Below are 19449 nucleotides of genomic sequence, written 5' to 3'. Positions count from 1 at the left end.
ACTATTCAGGTAGATTGTCGATACTTCTTAAATTAGTCTTTTTTCTATAATAGTCTTGAACGCTTTTTCTCTGCGGCAAAACAGTCATATCGGGGTCACCCTCATAACCCCGCCACAGCCCTTGCTGTTATTTACCGGCTGTTCAATCGTCCCCATCCTGCCGCTTGATAACGCGGAAAGGCACGTGCTCCCCGGCCCGCGTCTTGCGTAAAGTTCCTTTACAGTTATCAACAACCCATCATAAATAAAGTCCTTTTCGGAGTCTTGGGGGTAGCCTTGAGTCTGAAGCCACCGAAGGTACGCATGATAGACTACAGAATGTAGGTGGCAGATTCCCTTCTCCCTCCCTCTAGTTTCGGCTCGCAGTAAGTCCTCTGCGGTGAATAAAGTTATTTGAGTATCATCGGTAATTCCTGCCTTGCCGTTTATGTCCGTAATAAGGTCAGTTATACCGTTTTCTCCATATTCCTTCTTAATTTCATTTGGTCTTAAAAACTCAACAGGCCGGCCTAAGGCATCACCGGTGGCTTCACCCAAAAGGCAGCCTCTAAAATGTTCTTTAGTTCTTTTCACAGAAACTTACCACCTTTCTTGGAATTGTACCCGGACACCAAGGAAAGGATAGAATAGCATGCAGAAAAGAGGGTAGGAGCTTCACCGGAAAAGCTTTTTAGCCGCTTTAAGAGCACGAGCCAGATAAGATTCTGGCGATTCGCAGCTGGCGTCTTTTATATCGGGGTGCCATGGTGCGCAACACTCCAGCGTAATTGGGCCGCTGTAGCCTACCGCATCCAAGTGGAGCCTAAGGTCTTCCCAATCGATGTTCCCTTCACCCGGCACCAGATGCTGATCTTCCGATCCATCATTATCGTGAAGGTGAAGAGCTCTGAGCAGATGTCCGTATCTGTCAAGTAGTGAAAGTCCGCCGGATACCAAAAAGGCATGACCACTATCATAGCAAAAGCCCAAATAATCAGAGCTAATGTTACAAAAAATGTATTCAAGGTAATCTGGCCGCTGCAAATTTTCAAGCGCTAGTGTAACCCCCAATCGTGAAGCTTCCTCCAAAAGCCGTAAAAGTCTTTGAATACCCGTATTTCCTACCGGAAACGAAGGAGAAGGGCCACCTGTTGGATGAATGACTAGAGTCGGTATTTCACAAGCCGCACAGGTCTTGATGCATTCGGAAAGCAAAGCTTCATAAGCGTCACCGTTCACGCCGTCGTCCCAAAGATAGTCTGCATGCTCATACGGTGCGTGGGCATTTACAACATTGAGTCCGTACCTTCGCGCAAGATCAACGTGTCCTGTTTTTTCCCCATCCGTATCGTAGAATTCGTCCCCCCACCACAGCATAACGCAATCGAAGCCCGCCTCTGATATAAGGCGGAGCCGCGTCTCCATCGGGAGCAGGTATCCAAACCATGCAAATATGCCGTATTGTTTCATGCTATCTCCTCACTTAATGTTTCGGGCGATATATAGATTATATAAGTCCTTCCAAGAACTGCTGCCTTAATTCCGGTTCAAACTTTTCTATGGCATAGCGCAGCATAGTCCTGGGCATAACTTTGTAATTCTCCTTAAGAAATTCGTATTCAACATCAAAGTTCCTATTCCCGATTTCCCTGAGCATCCAGCCTACCGCCTTATGTACTAGGTCATGTTCGTGGTTCAATAATATCCGCGCAACATTTAATGCATCATCAAACTCGCCCTGTTTTATGAAATAAAATGTTGACATTATGGCGATTCTTTGTTTCCACAAATCCGGTGTTCGGGCCATATCATACAGTATGGACTTGTCCTTATTAAAAAGATAGGGCCCTAAAATCTTCGGTGCGGAGGAGTCAACCAGGTCCCAGTTATTAACCGCCTTAATATTTCTGAGGTATGTATTTACTATTTCTTCCCTTTCCCGTTCATCTTTAGCCTTTTCGAATTTATAGACCAGCATGAAAAGCGCGGTGAGCCTATACTCATGAACCGGTTCGTTAAGCAATCTTTCAATATCTTTTATGTCGATAGAATTAAAATACCTTTTGGCAACTTTCCTTTGGTTAGGTACGGAAACTCCTATAAAACGATCTCCTTCCCCGTAACCTCCTTCAAAGGCACGGAAAAATCGCGGCAGAAAGGCAGCCTTTTCATTATCGATGTATTCACTCAACTCTTTTTTTATCTGGTCAATAATGCTCAAATACTTCACTCCATTCTTTTCTGTTTTTCAACCCTATTTGTCATATAGGTGATTATCACCGCCAGTAAAACAGGGACTATTTTCCCACCATCCGTCCTCCTTTTAAGCTAAGTTATGAATTAATTTCCAAATCCACTTAAAATCCTGGTAAGGACGGTATGGATTCTGCATAAGTAAAGCCCGAAAACCATAGCAGAAGTCCGTCGTCAAATTAAGTCGCGGTAAAAGCGCAAAATGCGGGGCGCAAAATCTTAACCGCCGAATATTATATAGAAAGCTCCTTTTCAGGGAGGTAGCCAAAATGACAAATGTCGCTGTCGCCGTCTCTGCTCAAGGGTACGGCCACGAAGGCGCTTTCGATTACAGGGCTTTCAAAACTGGCCACATAGTGATAAAACCCCATAACGGCAAGGAATTTTTGAAGATGCTTTCAGAAATTTCCAAAACCTCTGGGCCTATACACCTCATGAAGGTCTTCAGCCATTCTTACCCGAGGGGGATTATCATGACCAACTGGAGCGGCTTTTACGATGAGCCCGGCCCGAACGACACCCCGAACGCCGCATATATAAGCGACCTGGCCGAGCTCATTGATAAACGGGAGATCTTGTTCTCTGCAAATCCGCAAATAATGCTGTTTGGCTGTAACCTGGCCGGCAACTTCGCTGAAAAACTTTCAGCTGCGGTTTCGGGCACCGTTATAGCGCCGAGAGGTGACAGTTACCCCAAGATCCGGGGAAACCAAGAGACCGGAGTATTCATTGCAGTAACTCAATGGGAAGTTTATATAAGAGGAAGGTATGCTTATAGCGCCGGCAAGAGGCTAAGGGCCTGGTAACTCCTGAGGGCTACCAATCACCAAAAATAAAAAATTGTATAGCGAAAGCAATACGGGTATATTATAATTAAATTTGTGACAATTAAGGTGCGGGGAGGAAGACTATGTTCTTTTTTGGCATCTTCGGAATTCAAGACAGGGAAAAAATTATCAAAGAATTCGATGCGGTAATTTGTCCATCGTGCGGCAGGCTGTCCAGGGCTGAATTAATAGAAGTTTTTACCTATTTTCATTTCTTTTTCATACCCATCTTCCAGTGGAACAGGAGGTACTTTGTAAAGTACAGGTGCTGTCCCGCCGTTTACGCTATAGAAAAGGATTATGCCGAGGAACTAAAATCCGGAGCAAGTTTAGATACAAGCCGGCTGCATAAAGTATTCGGCCACGGCAATTACTGCCCGGATTGTGGAAGTTACGCCGATCCCTCCTTTAATTTCTGCCCTTACTGTGGAAGAAAAATCGATTAGCTTTCAAGGCTTTTTACCAGATCTGCCATCGTATAATACCCGGGTGCCTGGGTTATTATAAACCTCGCGGCTTTCAGGGCACCTGCCGCCAGCACCTTTCTGGAAGTCACTAGATGGCTTATTTCGATCGTTTCATCTTCTCCTCCAAAAATCACCCTGTGCTCCCCTACTAGATTGCCGGCTCGGATGGAATGAATGCCTATTTCGTTTCTGTCCCTCTTTTCCCTCCTGTCAGCCCTGCAGTAAACGTAATGGGCTTCATTTCTCACCTCTTTTATAGCGTCGGCTATCATGAGGGCTGTGCCGCTGGGAGCGTCGATTTTCTGGTTGTGGTGCCTTTCCACTATCTCTACATCGAAATCGCCCAGGATTCTGGCGGCCTGCTTGGCAAGCATCACGGTAACATACACGCCTAAAGACATGTTGTGGGACACAAACACCGGTACATCCTTCGAAACCTCAACCAACATTTTCTTATGCGATTCTTCAAAGCCGGTAGTTCCGACTACCATAGGAATTTTGCGGGAAGAGGCGTAACTGCATAAGTTTTCCAGTGCTCTGGGATTTGAAAAATCAACGATCACGTCGGCCTTTTCCTCTATTTTGATTATGCTGTCGTATATGGGAAACTTCCCTGATTCCGCCACAGTGTCGACTCCCGCCGCTATCTGCATGTCCTCTTCTCTTTCAACCAGTTCCGCTATGGTCCTCCCCATCTTACCTCTGGCACCGTTAAGGATTATTTTAATCATAAAAACCCTCCTTCACAGAAAAAATATACATAGTTCTAGTATATTCTATTGTCGTTCAAAAAGTTCCTGCAAAAAAATAAAAGCCTTCCTTGGTTAAGGAAAGCTTTTTTCTCCTAATTTATTTTATCATATAGTAAAAAGATTCGAGTTCTTCGTCATCCGCTCTGGGGAGTTTCACCTTCAATTCTCGTATTACCTCATCGTCGACTCGCACAAATTTATCTCCCAGCACACGGGCGCAGATATTGATGCTGGCAAGGGAATTTTTGTGGTGACTTACAAAATCCACTATTTCTTCTATCTGCCTTTGTCTGTCATCCACTACTAACACACCTCCACTATTATTTTTGACATCCGGGAGGTGATTTATGCCCTAAGCGAAACGTCCCCGCTCAGAATTCTCTCCACCCGGCCGTTTTCGCTTCGGACGAGGAGAGCGCCGTCGTCGTCTACGTCCAGGGCAATCCCTTCTACGGTAAAGTTCCTGCCTACAACCCGGACCCTCCTGCCCAGGTTACAGCAAAGCAGCCTCCACTCTTCAAGAATCTTTTTAAATTCTCCTGCCTCGAGGCAATTATAGTAATCCTCGAAACGGAAGAGAAATCCCGTCAAAATATCCAAGCGGTCTTGCGCCTCACCTTTGGCAATTTTAAGCGAAGTTGCGATTTCTTTTAATTCGCCGGGAAAGTCGTCGTTGTTAACATTGATTCCAATGCCCATTACGACATAATTAATGCCGTCTATATCGGCGCTCATTTCTGTCAAAATGCCGGCAACCTTTTTGCCCTCCACCAGTATGTCATTAGGCCATTTTATATGGCAGGTGACCCCCGTTCTTTCTCTAATGGCCTTTGCAGCAGCTACAGCGCCCGTCATGGTGATTCTGGGGGCTTCGTAGGGCTGTATAACGGGCCTGAGGATGATCGACATCCATATGCCCACCCGCGGAGGAGAAAGCCACACCCTTCCCATTCTCCCTTTTCCCCCGGTCTGCTCTTCCGCTATAACCAGTGAACCATGATGTGCACCCTCTCCCGCTAGTTTTTTCGCTTCTTCGTTGGTAGAAGCCGTTGCCGGGTAATAATAAATCTTGCGGCCGAGAAACGTAAGCTTGCTTTTAGCTATAATCTCTTCCGGCAAAAGAAGGTCCGGCGATTTTTTCAAGCAATAACCGACTCGCGGCAGAGAATCTATTTCGTACCCAACCTGTCTCAAATGGTTTACTTGCTTCCAAATAGCGGTACGGCTAACTCCGAATCTCGCGCTGATTTCCTCCCCGGACACGTACTGGCCTTTTTTCGAAAGGAGCAGTAATAAAAGCTCATTTAAAGAACCGTCCTTTGATATCATAAGCAAAAATCCACCTTTTCACCAAACCGGTATTTATGCTATATATATAGTTTAATTTACCGGACGTCTCTGCGTCAATGGCAAAGGAAAAACTGCCGGAATAATACTCCGGCAGTTTACACGACATTATTTTTCAATTATCATTTCGCCGCTAACGGGTACGCCCTGAAGGGTATCCTTGACAGGACACCTTTCTTCTATCATTTTGTACAGTTTCTTTATGTTTTCCTCCGGGGAATCGGAAACTATGTACATCCTGTAGCGTATCTCGGAAAAGCCTTTTCTAACATTCGGATTTTTCCCTAGAAATCCGTCGGGATCCAGGTCTCCCTCAAGTTCCACGGAAAAACCCTTCAATTCTACGCCGCACATCGGCGCGAAAGCACTGGCTGCGATGGTCATGCAGCCCCCCAGAGAACAAAGGAGCATCTCAACGGGGTTCATGGCAGTATCGGTTCCGCCGAGGTCTTTGGGTTCGTCGAGGGTAACCTTAAAACCCCTGGCGGTTGCTTCGGCTACCAACCCGCCTTTCCAATCCGCTTTAGCTTTGAAGGTCACTTTTGCCATAATGATACCTCCCAGTTTAAAATTGATTTCAATGCATAAGGATTAATAAGCGGCAGGGAATACCTGCCCTGCCATAAATGGACTTTCCAGTGAAATCTTAGATTTCTTCGCCGGCGTGTGTCCGGCGTTTTACACACTACTACTCATCCATCGCATCGTCCGTATAATACTTTGGTTCTGTCTTTTCGTTGCCCAAATAATGGAGATTGGCATAAATGTTTACGGTATGGGCGTTTTTATTGTGCTCGATTCTTACATCGCTCGGAACCGCATCGTCCTGGTGGTAATTTAGGTACTGTTTCAGGATATCATGAGCGTTTTCCTCGCTGATGGTTTCATAAAAGGTCAGGTAATCCTTTTCGGGAATTTCCAAGATTATGTTGTGCAGACCATCTTTTACCGCCCTGGTCTCCCTTATAGAATTCAACACGTGCAAACAACCTCCTGCTTCATTCTTTTTCCTTTTTTTCTCTGTTCTTCACGGTAAGATTATTGGGCGGCGTCTTCATAGGATTTTCCCGCTCGAACTCCTCGGATAACTCATAATTTTCCGGCCTTTCGTCGTCGACAAGCTCGCCCCTGAATCTTAGCCTATCCATCGGAGGCACGGGTTTTTTTATGATGATATTTTTTTTATCTTTCCTGGGTCCGGTCATGCCAATTCCTCCTTAATCTTATTTCAATTTTAGTATTCTCAATCGAAAACACCCCTATTAATGGGATTAATAAGAAAAGAGGCCCTTTATATAAAAAGGCGTCTTTTAAAATTATCCTTCGAGATATTTGATGAAATCCCCGCTTATGTCCATAACCGTTATGTCTATATCCTTTACTTCTCCCAGGATCTCTCTGTAAACCCGGGCTACATCCTTTTTGGGAACACCTCCGACACCGGTGGCCAACGCCGGCAAAACCATGGATTTTATTCCCATTTGCCTGGCCTTTTCAAGCAGCGATTGGAGGCATTTTCTAACGATCTCTACACTGGAGGGCTCTGCAGGTCTTTTCATCGTAACCGCATGAAAAATGTATTTTGCTCTTAAGCCCCCGGCGGTAGTGACGTAAACGTCGCCCGGCCGCGGGTCCGTCTCCTTGCAGATTCTTATAGCCTCATCTTCTATGACCTTGCCGCCGGCCTTTTTAATGGCGAGGGCGACACCTCCGCCCATCGGGCCCAAACCGTTGGCAGCATTTACGATAACATCCGCCTCGGCCTTGGTTATATCCCCTATAACGACTTTCACATTACCACCTCCGATCAGATTAACTGTGGGAAACGCAGGCAACCTCTTCCAGCTTTGTTTTCCAGTAGTCGCGCTTCTCTTTCAGCTCTTTTATTATTTTAAGGTCCTGTTCGATATGGAGGCCTTCTTCCACCTTGTTCTCTGCAACAAGAATGGCCTCCTCAAAAGTGTCAAGAGCTCTTTTAAACAATTCCTTTGCATATACCGCTCTTTCCCTTTCGTGAGGCCATTGGGACTTTTTCGAATCTCTTATAATGGTTTTTAAGACATCGAAGAACTTCTCCCCTTCAGTGTAGAGATTTATGCTGAACTCTAGATCTTTAATCATATTATAACAACCTCCTGGCCGCTTTTACTATATAATTTCCACAAAAATTTTAAAATTCCTTTTCATTTTCTAAAAAAATTTATATTTTACTCATAAGACAGCGCCTAAACCAGCCAAGGCCAGGATCAATAGCCACACTTCCTCATTAAGGGGTACGGTCCGGAATATAGCCTGCAGCTCTGGTATGTATACAACCCCGAAAAGCATCGCTGCCGAACATACGACAGCCAGCGTCAGGTACAGGTTAGAGAACGGATTCTGTTCCCATACGGCTGCGCTCTCCGACCTGCACTCGAAAGAAAAAATCAGTTGGGAAACTATCAGGGTACAGAAGGCAACGGTCCTGGCAAACGACAGATCCCCATGCCCGTAATGATTGGATATCAGGTATGCGGCTATGGTAGCCAGGCTTATCAAAAATCCCCTGTAAAATATCCTGCGCCCCATGCCCCTCGAAAAAATGCTCTCGTTTTTTTGCCGCGGCTTGCGGCTCATGACATCCTTCTCCGGCGGGTCAGCACCCAGGGCTATTGCCGGCAGTCCATCGGTCATAAGGTTCATCCAGAGAACCTGTATGGGAAGTAGGGGTATGGGAAGTCCAAGAAGCGACGCCCAAAGCATTGTCAGAACTTCTCCGGTATTGCACGAGAGCAGATAACGTATGAATTTACGGATGTTATCGTAGATTATGCGGCCTTCTTCCACAGCAGCGACGATGCTGGCGAAGTTGTCGTCCATTAGGATCATGGCCGAAGCTTCCTTAGTCACATCGGTACCGTTCCTGCCCATCGATATGCCTATATCGGCTTCCTTAACCGCAGGGGCGTCGTTTACTCCATCGCCGGTCATCGCCACCACGTGGCCTTTTTTCTTCAGAGCCCGCACAATCCTGAGCTTATGCTTCGGGGTCACCCGGGCGTATACGGAAACGTCGTCAACGCAATTTAAAAAGTCGGTTTCGGACATATCGTCGAGCTCCTGCCCGGTAAGAATTTTACCCCCTTCGCTCGTTATGTTGAGCTCCCGCGCCACTGCCAAGGCCGTGGCCCGATGGTCACCGGTGATCATCACGGGTCTTATACCAGCCGAAAAACACTTTTCTACAGCAACTTTCGCTTCAGGTCTTGGAGGGTCGATCATGCCGATTAGACCTACAAATATCAGGTTTCGCTCAAGGTTAGTATCTGAAGTCTGCGCCAGATTCACCTTTTTGTAAGCAAAGGCGAGAACCCTGAGAGCTTCTCTGCCCATATCCTCGTTGATTTCTATGATTTTCTTTTTATCGGCATCGGTAATTTCCTTTAGCTTTCCGTTTACCTCAATTCCATCGCATAAGCCGAGCACTACATCGACGGCCCCTTTAGTAAATAGGAACAGTTCTCCCCTCCTCGACTTTACGAGTACCGACATGCATTTCCGTTCGGAGTCAAAGGGAATTTCTTTAATCCTTCGATAGGCTTTTTCCACATCGCTCTTTAGTATATTCGCCTTGGCCGCTGCCACCAGCAGTGCGGCTTCCGTGGGGTCACCGGAAGGGATAACTTCCCTGGATTTTAAAAACTTTCCTAAAAGACCCGCTTTGGGTTCGGTCAGTTCCGCGTTATTACATGAAACCGATATTTCGAGCAGTTTTTTAAGTCCGTGCGGCAGGTCCCGGAGCAGCCTGCCATCCTGTGTCACAAAATCGCCTTCGAGCCTGTAGCCGCTCCCCGTAACCGTCAGTATCCCGTCATCAACGTATATTTTTCTAACGGTCATCTTGTTTTCAGTTAAAGTACCGGTCTTGTCGCTGCAGATGACCGTGGCGCATCCGAGAGTCTCCACAGCTGTCAGCTTCCTGATGAGCACATTCTTTTTAACCATTCTCTGGACGCCCAGCGTGAGAACCATGGTCACCACGGCCGGGAGCCCCTCGGGAATCGCAGCTACGGCAAGACTCACGCCGAACAGGAACATGTCATACAGGTTTTCCCCTCTTATAACCCCGAGCAGGGCGACTATAACGCATATAGCAAGGCAGATAACCACCAGCTGTTTGCCCAGGTGATCCAGGCGCTTTTGAAGGGGCGTCTGTTCCTCTTCTATCTCTTCTATCATTCCGGCGATTTTGCCCATTTCGGTACCCATACCTATTTGGGTCACCAGCATTTTACCCCGGCCGCTCACTACCATAGTCCCCATAAATACCAGGTTGGACCTATGAATTTTCAGACCTTCCTGGTCCCGGCTTTCCGCTGACTTCTCCACCGGCACTGATTCCCCGGTCAGCACCGACTCGTCTATTTTGAGATTTTCCGCCTCGAAGAGTTCTCCGTCGGCCGGTACTATATCCCCGCTTTCCAGAATCACTACGTCTCCGGGCACCACGTCTCTGGCGGGTATAACCGTGATTTTCCCATCTCTCAGAACCCTGGCGGTCGGCGCCGTCATTTCCCTGAGGGCCTGGAGGGATTTTTCGGTCCTGTACTCCTGGACGAAACCCATTATGCCGTTTAAGATTACTATTGCCGTGATGGCTACGGCATCGGCTATTTCCCCCAGATAAGCGGATATTAAAGTGGCACCCAACAGCACCAGGGTTATCGTGTCCTTAAACTGGTTTAAGAAGATGGCAAGCGGTGGAGTTGTCCTGAATTCCTTTAATTGATTTTCCCCGAATAGTTTTTTCTTCAGAGGTATTTCCCGACTGGATAAACCTCTGCTAAGATCTGTGCCCAAAGAGTCCAGCATTTTTCACCCTCCATCAGGTAACTTATACACTTTAAAATTTATTCCCGAGTCTTGGGGTTTATGTCTTAATAATATCGCGTAAACATTTTATCCGAACACCTTTCTGACTATGTACACCGATGCCACAAAGCTGACGAAATCCGCAAACAGTCCCACGGGAATAGCATACCTCGTCTTTCTGATCCCCACGGAACCGAAGTAAACTGCTATTATGTAAAAGGTAGTGTCGTTGGAACCGACCAGCGTCGATGCAAGCCTTCCTATAAAGGAATCAGGACCGTGGGCATCGAAGGTCTCCAGCATCATCCCCAGTGCAGCCGGTCCCGAGAGGCTTCTAACTATAGACAGTAAAAGAGCGTCAGCCGGAACTTCGAAAAAGGAGACCATTGGGTAAAGGACTTTTACCATAAGGTCGACGGCTCCTGACTCCCGAAATATGCCGATGGCTACATATATGCCTATCAAGTAAGGAATGAGCTTTATGGCCATTAAAATACCTTCCCAAGCTCCTTCCACGAACACTTCGAATACCCTTACCTTCCTGATGATCCCGTGGAGAAAAACCGCAGAAATTATAAAGGGGATGACCCACGAAAACCCCGACATTTCACCCGTCACGCCGTTCACCCCCAAAAGCTTCTTTTCCTGTTTAAAATTCTCATGACGTAATCTAGGGCAATTGCAGCAAGAGTTGAACATATGGTGGCGAAAAGGATCGTCCCTACTACCTCGGACGGATTCTTGGAACCTGCCGAAGCCCTAAGGGCAATTATTGTGGCGGGTACCAGAGTTACGCCGGATGTGTTAATTGCAAGAAAGGTGCACATGGCTTCCGTAGCCGTATCGGGGTGGCGGTTGAGTTTTTGCAGTTCTTTCATTGCTTTGAGCCCGAAAGGAGTGGCCGCATTGCCGAATCCCAACATGTTGGCGCTCAGGTTCATCAAAATACAGCCTAAAGCCGGATGTCCCTTGGGTATCGATGGAAACAACCAGGCGAAAAGTGGTGCTATAATCCGGCTCATCCGGTCTATTAGGCCGGAGGCCTCCGCAACCCGGGCCACCCCCAGCCATAGGCTTACAATACCCATAAGGCTTATAGCCCTTTGAACGGCGCTTTCTGTCGAAGCCATGACAGCGGGAGTTATCGAGTCAAGCTTTCCATTTAAAGCCGCCACAAATATGCCTCCGAGTATGAAAAAAGAAAAAACCCCGTTCACCGGCCTACCTCCTTTTTTAAATCTAATCAATCGTGGATTATCACGAGGGCGCCTTCCGGGATGTTTTCGTAAAACCACTTGGCATCTTCGTCCTTTAACCTTATACAACCGTGGCTGGCAGGTATACCCAGCTTTTCGTATTCTTCCCGGATGAGATTCCAGTCCCTGTCCCTGGGCATCGAATGAAAAAGATAATTGTCTTTTATCCTCACCCAGTAAAATGCCCCTTGGCCGAACCTCTCCGACCAGAAACGGACTCCCCTGTCTTTTATAGTAAAGTACCCCAGCGGTGTCTCCGTCTCGGGTCCAGGCCTACCCCCCGAAGCCAGCATCGTCTTTACTATTTTGTCGCCCCTGTAAACCATTACCTTCTGCAGGCTCCTCAGGTTCACCTCCACCCATAATCTATCTCCCATATCCTTTGTGACAAATTTGAAATTATAGGGTTTCAGCTTTTCACCGTACACAGACTTACCCTGAACCGTGACTTCGTAACTTCTCCCCGGCATAAAAACCGAATGTGGCTTAAACTCGGCAGTTTTGCCGTTCACCCTTACATCGCCGGTCATATTGCTCACTTTTATGCTGACCTCTTGCATTTCCTGATCAAAGTTGACGGTAAGAACCGTATACGGCATAACATCGTTCTCGCCGTCACGGGGCGCAGTAGATACCACTTTCGGAATTCCAGCCACCTCGAACCACTTGTTAAAGCCGGTTATCCCGCTCCGGCCCCCGTCAAATCTTATGCCGTATCTCCTGCCGGGTTCCAGAGGCTCCCGCGGGATCACCTGCCACCGGCTGTTATCCCTGAATAGTTTTTCTATTGCCAGCGGTATGTAGCAGGGCCTTAAGGTAAAATCGAAATCGGCTCTGAGATATTTTGAAAGCTCCTCGCCGCTGACCGGGGTACTGAAACTCAAAATAACGGGACCTTTGCTGGGAACCGGTGAAGAAATCTCTGTTAGAAATGGTCGTATATTTACCCTGTAATAAACTTTCACGCTCTTGTAAATTCCGGGTATCGCGGTCTTCAGCGGCTCGATATAAAGCATTGTCTTAAATCCCCGGGGAAGTCCCTTTTCCAGAGCATATATCTCGAGAGTTTTATCGTCGATCCAGCGGATGGTCTTTAAAAACTCCATCCCCGGCCTTTCGGACTCAAGGTTAATTTTGTCTTCCACATCCCTCTGTATTACGGGCACGTAAAAATTTACGGTTATCCTGACCAACCCGGTGTCGTTGAGCTGTTCAATCACAACGCCGTTTAACCGGGATATCATGATCCAGACGGTGATTACCAGCATTACGACCAAAAGGTAATATCGCGCTTTCACCAGCCCACCCCCTTATTAAACTATTTTTATGACGAAAAAAAATGAATTTTGACCGAAAAAGTAAAAAAGGATGCCCGGATAAGGCATCCTTTTAAACGTCATTTTTTATTATTCTAGATATCCCTGAAAGAAAATCGCCTCACGGCCATCCATAGCATGAAAATCGGGTAGACCGCTGAGTAGATCATCATTGCGATGCTGGGCTCATACCCTCCACCCAAAATATTATTGACCGTGAAGCTCAATCCGTCCGTTGTAAATAAGAGCGAGTTCATCTTCCGGTACAGCACATCGATGGGCAGTATCAGGCTCGATATTATACCCGCATTTATAAGCCCCTGGGCGCTCCCCCCGTTGCGGGAGAGCAAATACCCTATCTGCTCCATCCAACCCCCGATTAGCGCAAACCCGTAAAGCATAACCACCATAATGCCCGTATTGAGTGTCGACATCCGGGAACTTCCCCATAAAGAAACCGAAAGCAGAATAATGGGACTTAAAATGAACAAAAGCGCGCTGTAAAAAAGATTTGAAGGGGAAAAAATCATCCTGGCTCCAAAGAATTTATTTAAAAAGATTATAGCGAAGAAAAGGACAATGCCGTAAAGGGAGATCATAGCCCCTATCCCTAGGAATTTCCCCACAACTATTTCCCATCGCTTTACCGGTTTTACCAGCACCGCCTGCATTACACCGCTTTCGATATCGGCGGACAGCGCCCCAACCGACGATAAAACTACCAGGAAAGCGATTATGAGTCCGGCGAAATAAAGGCCTATGGAAATGAGTTGTGAAGAAAGTGTAACCGCAATAACGGGAGACCGGGGCAAATCTTTATACGCCTCCTTAAGCCCGTACCCGTAAAGGGTCAGGAAGACCAGGGTAAGAACTATTACTAGCAGCAGCGCCCTTTTATTTAACATTTCTTTAAACGAATACTTCATTACCGTTATCACCGGTCTTCCCTCCCCGGAGCAAATTCACAAAGAGTTCCTCCAGAGATCCCCCGACAACCTTCAATTCGTATAAGGGTGTCCCTGATTCCACGATTATCCTGGCGATTGTTGGTATATCCTCCCTGTGCTTCACCTTCAGCGATATAAATTCACCTCTCTGTTCGATCTCTTCGGCAGCAACCGACAGAGCCTCGATGAGTCCTGCCGCAGGAGTTCCCGTTCTTATCACCACATGCGAACTCGAGTAGAGCATATCTTTGAGACTGCCCTGGGTGATTATTCTACCCTTGTTGATTATTGCCACTCTGTCGCACACCATTTCCACTTCGCTCAAGAGGTGACTGTTTAAAAAAATAGTTTTCCCGCGGCTCTTCAGTTCCCTTATTATCTCGCGTATCTCTACCCTCCCGACGGGATCAAGGGCCGAAGTGGGCTCGTCGAGAAATACGAGCTCCGGGTCCGGCAGAAGGGCTACCGCAAGTCCCAACCGCTGCTGCATTCCCTTGCTGTAACCGGCCACCCTTTTTTTCTCGTGCCCGGCAAGCCTTACAAGTTCCAGCAGCTCTGTTATTCTTCTCTCGGGCCTTGGCATTTTATAAAGCTCGGCGTGAAACCTCATAACTTCAAGCCCAGTCATCCAATCGTGGTACCTGAAATTTTCGGGCAGGTAGCCGATTCGACCTTTCACCTCTGTATTCCCCAGGGGCCTCCCGAGGATGGTGGCGGTGCCGGAGGTGGGGCGCAAAAGCCCCACCAGAGTTTTTACCAGTGTACTTTTGCCGGCACCATTCGGCCCCAGGAATCCAAAGATTTCCCCTTGCTCGACTTTTAGGTTTATATCGACGCACCCGCCCTTTCCGCCGTATTGTTTTGTAAGCCCAAAGGTTTCTATGACCATGGCTTCACCTCAGAAGACTTGCTATTTGAAGTAATTCCTGCTGCGACAGGTTACCCTCTATGTTGAAAATCGTCTCACCGTCGATCCATATAATGGCGTTGTAGCCCCACGATTTTTTCATCAAAAGACCGGGTTTACCGTTAACAATTATCTCTTCCGTATCCACTTCTTCTGCAGGTACGGGCAGCGGTACGGTGGTGTTCCAGTCCTCGATACCGTAAAGCTGCTCCCTCAGGTTATCCGGCAGGAAAGGAAGCGCCAGCACCGCCTGCCTGACGGCCTCCAGGTCCACGCCCTCCGGAACCTGTATATTCGGAGCTCCCATCTGGGTTAAAGAGAAGGATTTATATTCTTCACTTTTAGCAGTATTTTGGATAAAGTACTGCTGTACAGTACCTTTGGTGTTTATGACGAAGGTTTTTCCATCCAGTTCCTCCGGCAACAGTTTGGTGCCTCCCAGCGTTGATATCAGCTTGTTCATGTTGGCCACGTTTGGAGTAATTTCTATGCGCATGGGTTTCTCCAGCGCAGCAGAAGCCAATTTAAAGCCTCCGGGAGCCTTCAGCGACCTGAAATTAAAGCCAACTTTCTCAGGAAGTAAACCTATCTCCTCAGGTTTGACTTCTTCAAAGCCACCACCAGTGGCTTTAACTCTACCGTACTGTTTTAGATCTATATCTCTTATCCCTCTTCCATTTAACTGTTGCTTAATGTGCTCTAGGTCTTCCAGAGTGATTTTAACAGCTTGGACCTTCGATATCCTGAATATGCTCAGAAAATCCGCCGCCGCATCCCTGACGGGAGCAAACCATAGCGTCGACGAAACCAGCAATGCCGCCGCAAAACCGGCGATGGCTCTTCCGTACTTTCTCACCAAATCCGACACTCCCTTCCTCATCATTACGTATTTAAAGCGCTTTTTGATATATTCCTCGCCGGGGTTAAAGCCTACGGCGAGTTTGCTTCGGGCGAAATCGTTTAGGGCCTTCAATTCACCCACCTGTTGTGTACAGGTCTTACAGGTTTCCAGGTGGACTCTTATCTCATTTTCTTCTTCCCGACTCAATTCACCGTCCATAAATGCCTGCAATACTCCCTCATCATAACACACAGGTTACACCCCCTTTTCATAAAGTTCTTTGAATCTCCTTTGAGCCCTAGCTATGAGAGTACCCACCGAAGTCTTTTTTACTCCCAGAACTCCTGCTATTTCCTCGTAGCTGTAACCGGAAAGTTTCAGGATCAATATGGTCCTGTCTCTTTCATCCATCCTCTTCAGCACCTGCCGGACGTAGATCTGCTCTTCCTGCGCGTATGATGGAGAATACATTTCTGTTCCCTTAAAAAGACAGGCTTTTATCTCCCTATGTATCCGGTTGTTTTCACCTCTTATATGATTATAAGCCACATTTTTTGCCACCTGAAAAAGCCACGCTCCTATACATTCTTCTTTTTCGGGGGGATTCCGGTAAAATTTCAAAAATACCTCTTGCGCAAGGTCTTCTGCAAGAAAAGGATCGTTTAATATATATAGCAGCTGTTTATATACCTTACTGTAATAATTGGTAAACACCTCTACGTAGTCCAGAAACAACACCCCCGTCCCGAGCTCGGGCTTCCGTATATATAGACACAGCAAAAGCAAAAAATGTGACGGGTTCAATTAAACCTTAACTCTACCAGCGCTTCTCCATATATAACTACTTTTATCGTACTTTATCCTTTAAGGCAATTTTTTAAAAAGCCACCAAAAAACCCGGCTATTTTAAGCCGGGTCGCCGATTCAGTCTTCGAGGTAAATTTTTTCGCCGTCGGTCCTAACCAGTTCTTTAAAAGCTTCCAGGAGCCGCCGTGTTATTGTTCCGGGCTTGCCGTCGCCAATTACCCTGCCGTCGACTTTCACTACAGGGATGGCTTCAGCGGCCGTGCCGGTTAGGAAGCATTCATCCGCCGCATATACTTCGTAACGGGTGAAAAGTTTTTCCTCCACCTTTATACCGAGCTTTTGCGCCAGCTCGATTATAGCATTTCTTGTAATACCTATGAGTATTCCGGAGTAGGTCGGCGGAGTAATCAGGACACCGTCTTTGACTATGAAGATATTGTCCCCTGTACATTCGGCCACGTAGTCATCGGTGTTAAGCATAAGGGCTTCCATAACTCCCGCCTGGTTTGCCTCTATTTTCGCCATTATATTATTTAAATAATTCAGGGTCTTCACCTGGGGATTTACGCCTTCCGGCGTATTCCTGCGCGTGGCCGCAGTTATTATTTCGAGCCCTTCCTCGTACATTTTCTGAGGGTACAGCACGATTTTATCCGTTATGCATATGATGGTGGGTTTACTGCATTTCCTGGGATCGAGCCCAAGGTCCCCCTCCCCCCGTGAGACAACCAGCCTGATATACGCGTCTCTTAAACGATTCCGCCGCAGAGTCTCCAGTACCACCTCTACCATTTCATCTTTGGAAAGCGGTATATCGAGCATTATCGCTCTTGCTCCGCTGTAAAGTCTATCGATATGCTGTCTTAACCGGAATACTCTACCGTCGTAAGCCCGTATGCCCTCAAAAACTCCATCACCGTAAAGGAAGCCGTGGTCAAATACCGAAATTTTTGCTTCCTCCTTCGGAAAATAACTGCCGTTGATGTAAACCTGGATACTCATTTTTAAAACCCCCTGATTTTTATTATTTTTATCAAAAAATTAATCCCCTCAGCCCCTGAGATACACGTCATATCTCAGGGACGAGGGGAGTTTTCCACGCGGTACCACCCTGATTTACCCGAACCGTCATTAAAGGCGGGCCTCGTTCATTTAACGCTTTGATGCGGCTCCGGACTACTCAAATTTCGCCCGGGCTGTTCCGGAGTGATTAGAAATCAATGATCCGGTACCGGCTTTCACCTTCCCCGGCTCTCTTTGACCGTGATCATTAATTCCGTCTCCTTCATCACATTTTTGCGGTTTTTGATTATAAAAAAACAGCGGTTAGTTCTTTTAGGAACTTGCCGCTGGAGCCTTTTATGCTCACGGTGTTCCGGGTTTCCCCGGATTGTACCGCTCGGTCGCTGACGCCTTATGGCCGGAACCCTAAGGTACACTTCCTAATTATGCTTTAGACTGGAAAATTATTCGGATTTGATATGTATTTTAACACCAGCTTTTTGCTGTTGTCAAGGGGGCTGACATAAAATTTTGTAGATGAGCCACAGTTTCGTTCACACTACTTTATTAAAGTGAAAAAGACATTGCAAAAGGGTGGGTATCCCTGGGGTATTATGGATATGGAACAACAGAAACCCACTAAGGAGGGATCCCACCCAATGACATTATACCAAAAACTTAAAGCTTCGGGTAATCCCCAGGCTGTTGCTCAAATCACTATCTCTTTACTTGAGTCTCATTCCGTTAAAGAAACCGCTAAAATCTTGGGTGTTACTCCAAGATGGGTGTATAAATTAAGAGAGCGTTTCAGGCTTTCTAATGGGGATATATCGGCCTGTATCAAAAAACGAGGACCTAAATTCCGCATGCCTAACAGAACTCCGGAGCACATCGAAAATTTGGTCGTTACTCTGGCAAAAGAAACTAATCTGGGCTCTAAAAGGCTGGCATTGTTCATTAAAAATACCTTCAATATTCAACTTTCCCCTTTTACTATTCGAAATATTAGAAGACGTTACGGTATACACTGCCGTAAACACAAGACGATTACCGGCTCCCGCCGATTTGCTACAGATTTCTCCGCCTTCGAACCTTTGCAGCTCTGGCAGATCGATGCAAAACATATCGCCGATCAATCGGCTTTGCCTCCCGAAGCTTATGCATCTATTTTCAAAAATAAGCTGCCTCCTTTTCAGTTCACTGCTATTGATATTAAAACAAGGTTGCGCTTTATTGCGTATGCCGATTCTCTCGATTTTAAAAATGGGTTGACTTTCATGCTGCTTGTGGCAGCCTGGCTTAGAGCCTTCGGTGTAAAACATCAACTCTTCTTTCAAACAGACAATGGAGCAGAGTTCGGAGGCAGTGCCGGCTCTCGTAAAAGAAAACTCATTCAAAAACTTATTTTCGATCATTGGAACGTATCTTTGCTTAATATCCCGGAAAGGAATAAGGAAACAAATTGCTTCGTTGAACGCTCTCACCGCACTGATGATGAGGAGTTTTACGCTTTAAACTTGAAAAAAGTAACTTCAAGGACTTCATTCCTAAAGATGGCTCAAAATTGGATACTATATTTCAACTACAGGCGGCCGCATTTTGGCAAAAACATGAATGGAATGACTCCTGTTGAGGCGTTGAAGTTTTATCGCTGCTTTTATCATCCTGCAATTGGTTCTATGCCTGTAGTTGTTTTGGATCAGCTTTCTAATTACACTTCTTTGCTTTTTGACATCTCTTCTTTGCCCTGGGATAACCTGCCCAGAAATAAAAAGCTATTGAACGAAACTATGGCACATTACAGCTGACATAAAATTTTGTAGATGAGCCAGAGTTTCGTTAAGTAAAAAAGACATTGCAAAGGGTGGGTATTCCCGGGGTATTATGGATATGGCAA

Annotated in this window: 23 protein-coding genes; 3 read left to right on the top strand and 20 right to left on the bottom strand. The window is 46.6% G+C overall.

The annotated features are described in order from the left end of the window. Nucleotides 1-84: 84 nt before the first annotated feature. From TOCE_RS04455 to TOCE_RS04445, 3 genes are all read right to left on the bottom strand, one after another. Nucleotides 85-573, bottom strand: coding sequence for an ADP-ribosylglycohydrolase family protein (locus TOCE_RS04455; RefSeq protein ID WP_013275699.1), 489 nt, complete (start codon nt 571-573; stop codon nt 85-87). Between the two features lie 81 nt (nt 574-654). After that, a complete protein-coding gene (locus TOCE_RS04450; RefSeq protein ID WP_013275698.1) occupies nt 655-1449 on the bottom strand; it encodes a sugar phosphate isomerase/epimerase family protein in 795 nt (264 codons plus the stop codon). A gap of 37 nt (nt 1450-1486) precedes the next feature. Then, nucleotides 1487-2200, bottom strand: coding sequence for a DNA alkylation repair protein (locus TOCE_RS04445; protein WP_013275697.1), 714 nt, complete (start codon nt 2198-2200; stop codon nt 1487-1489). A 301-nt stretch (nt 2201-2501) separates the two neighbouring features. On the opposite strand from TOCE_RS04445, the gene TOCE_RS04440 reads away from it, so the two are divergent. Both TOCE_RS04440 and TOCE_RS04435 read left to right on the top strand, forming a co-directional pair. Next, on the top strand, nt 2502-3038 hold the full coding sequence (locus TOCE_RS04440; RefSeq protein WP_013275696.1) for a hypothetical protein: 537 nt from the start codon (nt 2502-2504) through the stop codon (nt 3036-3038). A 104-nt stretch (nt 3039-3142) separates the two neighbouring features. After that, complete coding sequence (locus TOCE_RS04435) at nt 3143-3505, top strand: zinc ribbon domain-containing protein (RefSeq protein ID WP_013275695.1); 363 nt, start codon at nt 3143-3145, stop codon at nt 3503-3505. Here TOCE_RS04435 and dapB read toward each other — a convergent pair. The 17 genes from dapB to ilvE all read right to left on the bottom strand — a co-directional run bounded on the left by dapB (nt 3502) and on the right by ilvE (nt 17552). Continuing rightward, the gene (dapB, locus tag TOCE_RS04430) at nt 3502-4257 is read right to left on the bottom strand and encodes a 4-hydroxy-tetrahydrodipicolinate reductase (RefSeq protein ID WP_013275694.1); all 756 of its coding nucleotides are present in this window, start codon (nt 4255-4257) and stop codon (nt 3502-3504) included. The two genes, TOCE_RS04435 and dapB, sit on opposite strands and share 4 nt — an antisense overlap. 118 nt (nt 4258-4375) lie before the next feature. After that, on the bottom strand, nt 4376-4579 hold the full coding sequence (locus TOCE_RS04425) for a hypothetical protein (RefSeq protein ID WP_013275693.1): 204 nt from the start codon (nt 4577-4579) through the stop codon (nt 4376-4378). Nucleotides 4580-4623: 44 nt separating this feature from the next. Continuing rightward, the gene (locus tag TOCE_RS04420) at nt 4624-5607 is read right to left on the bottom strand and encodes a biotin--[acetyl-CoA-carboxylase] ligase (RefSeq protein WP_013275692.1); all 984 of its coding nucleotides are present in this window, start codon (nt 5605-5607) and stop codon (nt 4624-4626) included. Between the two features lie 126 nt (nt 5608-5733). Further along, the gene (locus tag TOCE_RS04415; protein WP_013275691.1) at nt 5734-6174 is read right to left on the bottom strand and encodes an OsmC family protein; all 441 of its coding nucleotides are present in this window, start codon (nt 6172-6174) and stop codon (nt 5734-5736) included. A gap of 139 nt (nt 6175-6313) precedes the next feature. Next, the gene (locus TOCE_RS04410; RefSeq protein WP_013275690.1) at nt 6314-6604 is read right to left on the bottom strand and encodes a hypothetical protein; all 291 of its coding nucleotides are present in this window, start codon (nt 6602-6604) and stop codon (nt 6314-6316) included. A gap of 19 nt (nt 6605-6623) precedes the next feature. After that, nucleotides 6624-6830, bottom strand: a complete 207-nt coding sequence (locus TOCE_RS04405) for a hypothetical protein (RefSeq protein ID WP_013275689.1) — start codon at nt 6828-6830, stop codon at nt 6624-6626. A 111-nt stretch (nt 6831-6941) separates the two neighbouring features. Then, nucleotides 6942-7418: a macro domain-containing protein gene (locus TOCE_RS04400; RefSeq protein ID WP_013275688.1), complete on the bottom strand. Its 477-nt coding sequence runs from the start codon at nt 7416-7418 to the stop codon at nt 6942-6944. A 19-nt stretch (nt 7419-7437) separates the two neighbouring features. Then, the gene (locus TOCE_RS04395) at nt 7438-7746 is read right to left on the bottom strand and encodes a hypothetical protein (protein WP_013275687.1); all 309 of its coding nucleotides are present in this window, start codon (nt 7744-7746) and stop codon (nt 7438-7440) included. Between the two features lie 90 nt (nt 7747-7836). Beyond that, nucleotides 7837-10476, bottom strand: a complete 2640-nt coding sequence (locus TOCE_RS04390) for a cation-translocating P-type ATPase (protein WP_013275686.1) — start codon at nt 10474-10476, stop codon at nt 7837-7839. Between the two features lie 87 nt (nt 10477-10563). Continuing rightward, on the bottom strand, nt 10564-11094 hold the full coding sequence (locus TOCE_RS04385) for a spore maturation protein (RefSeq protein WP_013275685.1): 531 nt from the start codon (nt 11092-11094) through the stop codon (nt 10564-10566). Nucleotides 11095-11099: 5 nt separating this feature from the next. After that, on the bottom strand, nt 11100-11693 hold the full coding sequence (locus tag TOCE_RS04380; protein ID WP_013275684.1) for a nucleoside recognition domain-containing protein: 594 nt from the start codon (nt 11691-11693) through the stop codon (nt 11100-11102). A gap of 26 nt (nt 11694-11719) precedes the next feature. Then, nucleotides 11720-13030 carry a L,D-transpeptidase family protein gene (locus TOCE_RS11645; protein WP_013275683.1) on the bottom strand — a complete coding sequence of 437 codons (1311 nt, stop codon included), beginning with the start codon at nt 13028-13030 and terminating at the stop codon, nt 11720-11722. A 113-nt stretch (nt 13031-13143) separates the two neighbouring features. After that, entirely contained in the window at nt 13144-13986 is an 843-nt protein-coding gene (locus TOCE_RS04370; protein WP_013275682.1) for an ABC transporter permease, read from the bottom strand. Then, nucleotides 13958-14884 carry an ABC transporter ATP-binding protein gene (locus TOCE_RS04365; protein ID WP_013275681.1) on the bottom strand — a complete coding sequence of 309 codons (927 nt, stop codon included), beginning with the start codon at nt 14882-14884 and terminating at the stop codon, nt 13958-13960. The genes TOCE_RS04370 and TOCE_RS04365 overlap by 29 nt, the downstream gene beginning before the upstream one ends. Before the next feature lie 4 nt (nt 14885-14888). Then, nucleotides 14889-15995 (bottom strand): DUF4367 domain-containing protein, encoded by a 1107-nt coding sequence (locus TOCE_RS04360; RefSeq protein ID WP_013275680.1) that lies wholly within the window; start codon nt 15993-15995, stop codon nt 14889-14891. Between the two features lie 3 nt (nt 15996-15998). Next, nucleotides 15999-16481 (bottom strand): RNA polymerase sigma factor SigX, encoded by a 483-nt coding sequence (locus tag TOCE_RS04355; RefSeq protein ID WP_041423859.1) that lies wholly within the window; start codon nt 16479-16481, stop codon nt 15999-16001. Between the two features lie 186 nt (nt 16482-16667). Continuing rightward, a complete protein-coding gene (gene ilvE / locus TOCE_RS04350; protein ID WP_013275678.1) occupies nt 16668-17552 on the bottom strand; it encodes a branched-chain-amino-acid transaminase in 885 nt (294 codons plus the stop codon). Nucleotides 17553-18211: 659 nt separating this feature from the next. Between ilvE and TOCE_RS04345 the strand changes: the two genes are divergently transcribed. After that, the gene (locus TOCE_RS04345; RefSeq protein ID WP_013275677.1) at nt 18212-19360 is read left to right on the top strand and encodes an integrase core domain-containing protein; all 1149 of its coding nucleotides are present in this window, start codon (nt 18212-18214) and stop codon (nt 19358-19360) included. The last annotated feature ends 89 nt before the right edge of the window (nt 19361-19449 follow it).

It is taken from the genome of Thermosediminibacter oceani DSM 16646 (assembly GCF_000144645.1).
GTDB lineage: Bacteria > Bacillota > Thermosediminibacteria > Thermosediminibacterales > Thermosediminibacteraceae > Thermosediminibacter > Thermosediminibacter oceani.
The sequence above is the reverse complement of the archived record's forward strand: the minus strand, read 5'-3'. Positions and strand labels throughout refer to the sequence as shown.

Coding starts and splice junctions, on each gene's coding strand:
- TOCE_RS04450 (WP_013275698.1), bottom strand. CDS start 1,449: ATGAAACAATACGGCATATTTGCATGGTTTGGATACCTGCTCCCGATG.
- TOCE_RS04440 (WP_013275696.1), top strand. CDS start 2,502: ATGACAAATGTCGCTGTCGCCGTCTCTGCTCAAGGGTACGGCCACGAA.
- TOCE_RS04435 (WP_013275695.1), top strand. CDS start 3,143: ATGTTCTTTTTTGGCATCTTCGGAATTCAAGACAGGGAAAAAATTATC.
- dapB (WP_013275694.1), bottom strand. CDS start 4,257: ATGATTAAAATAATCCTTAACGGTGCCAGAGGTAAGATGGGGAGGACC.
- TOCE_RS04420 (WP_013275692.1), bottom strand. CDS start 5,607: ATGATATCAAAGGACGGTTCTTTAAATGAGCTTTTATTACTGCTCCTT.
- TOCE_RS04415 (WP_013275691.1), bottom strand. CDS start 6,174: ATGGCAAAAGTGACCTTCAAAGCTAAAGCGGATTGGAAAGGCGGGTTG.
- TOCE_RS04405 (WP_013275689.1), bottom strand. CDS start 6,830: ATGACCGGACCCAGGAAAGATAAAAAAAATATCATCATAAAAAAACCC.
- TOCE_RS04395 (WP_013275687.1), bottom strand. CDS start 7,746: ATGATTAAAGATCTAGAGTTCAGCATAAATCTCTACACTGAAGGGGAG.
- TOCE_RS04390 (WP_013275686.1), bottom strand. CDS start 10,476: ATGCTGGACTCTTTGGGCACAGATCTTAGCAGAGGTTTATCCAGTCGG.
- TOCE_RS04365 (WP_013275681.1), bottom strand. CDS start 14,884: ATGGTCATAGAAACCTTTGGGCTTACAAAACAATACGGCGGAAAGGGC.
- ilvE (WP_013275678.1), bottom strand. CDS start 17,552: ATGAGTATCCAGGTTTACATCAACGGCAGTTATTTTCCGAAGGAGGAA.
- TOCE_RS04345 (WP_013275677.1), top strand. CDS start 18,212: ATGACATTATACCAAAAACTTAAAGCTTCGGGTAATCCCCAGGCTGTT.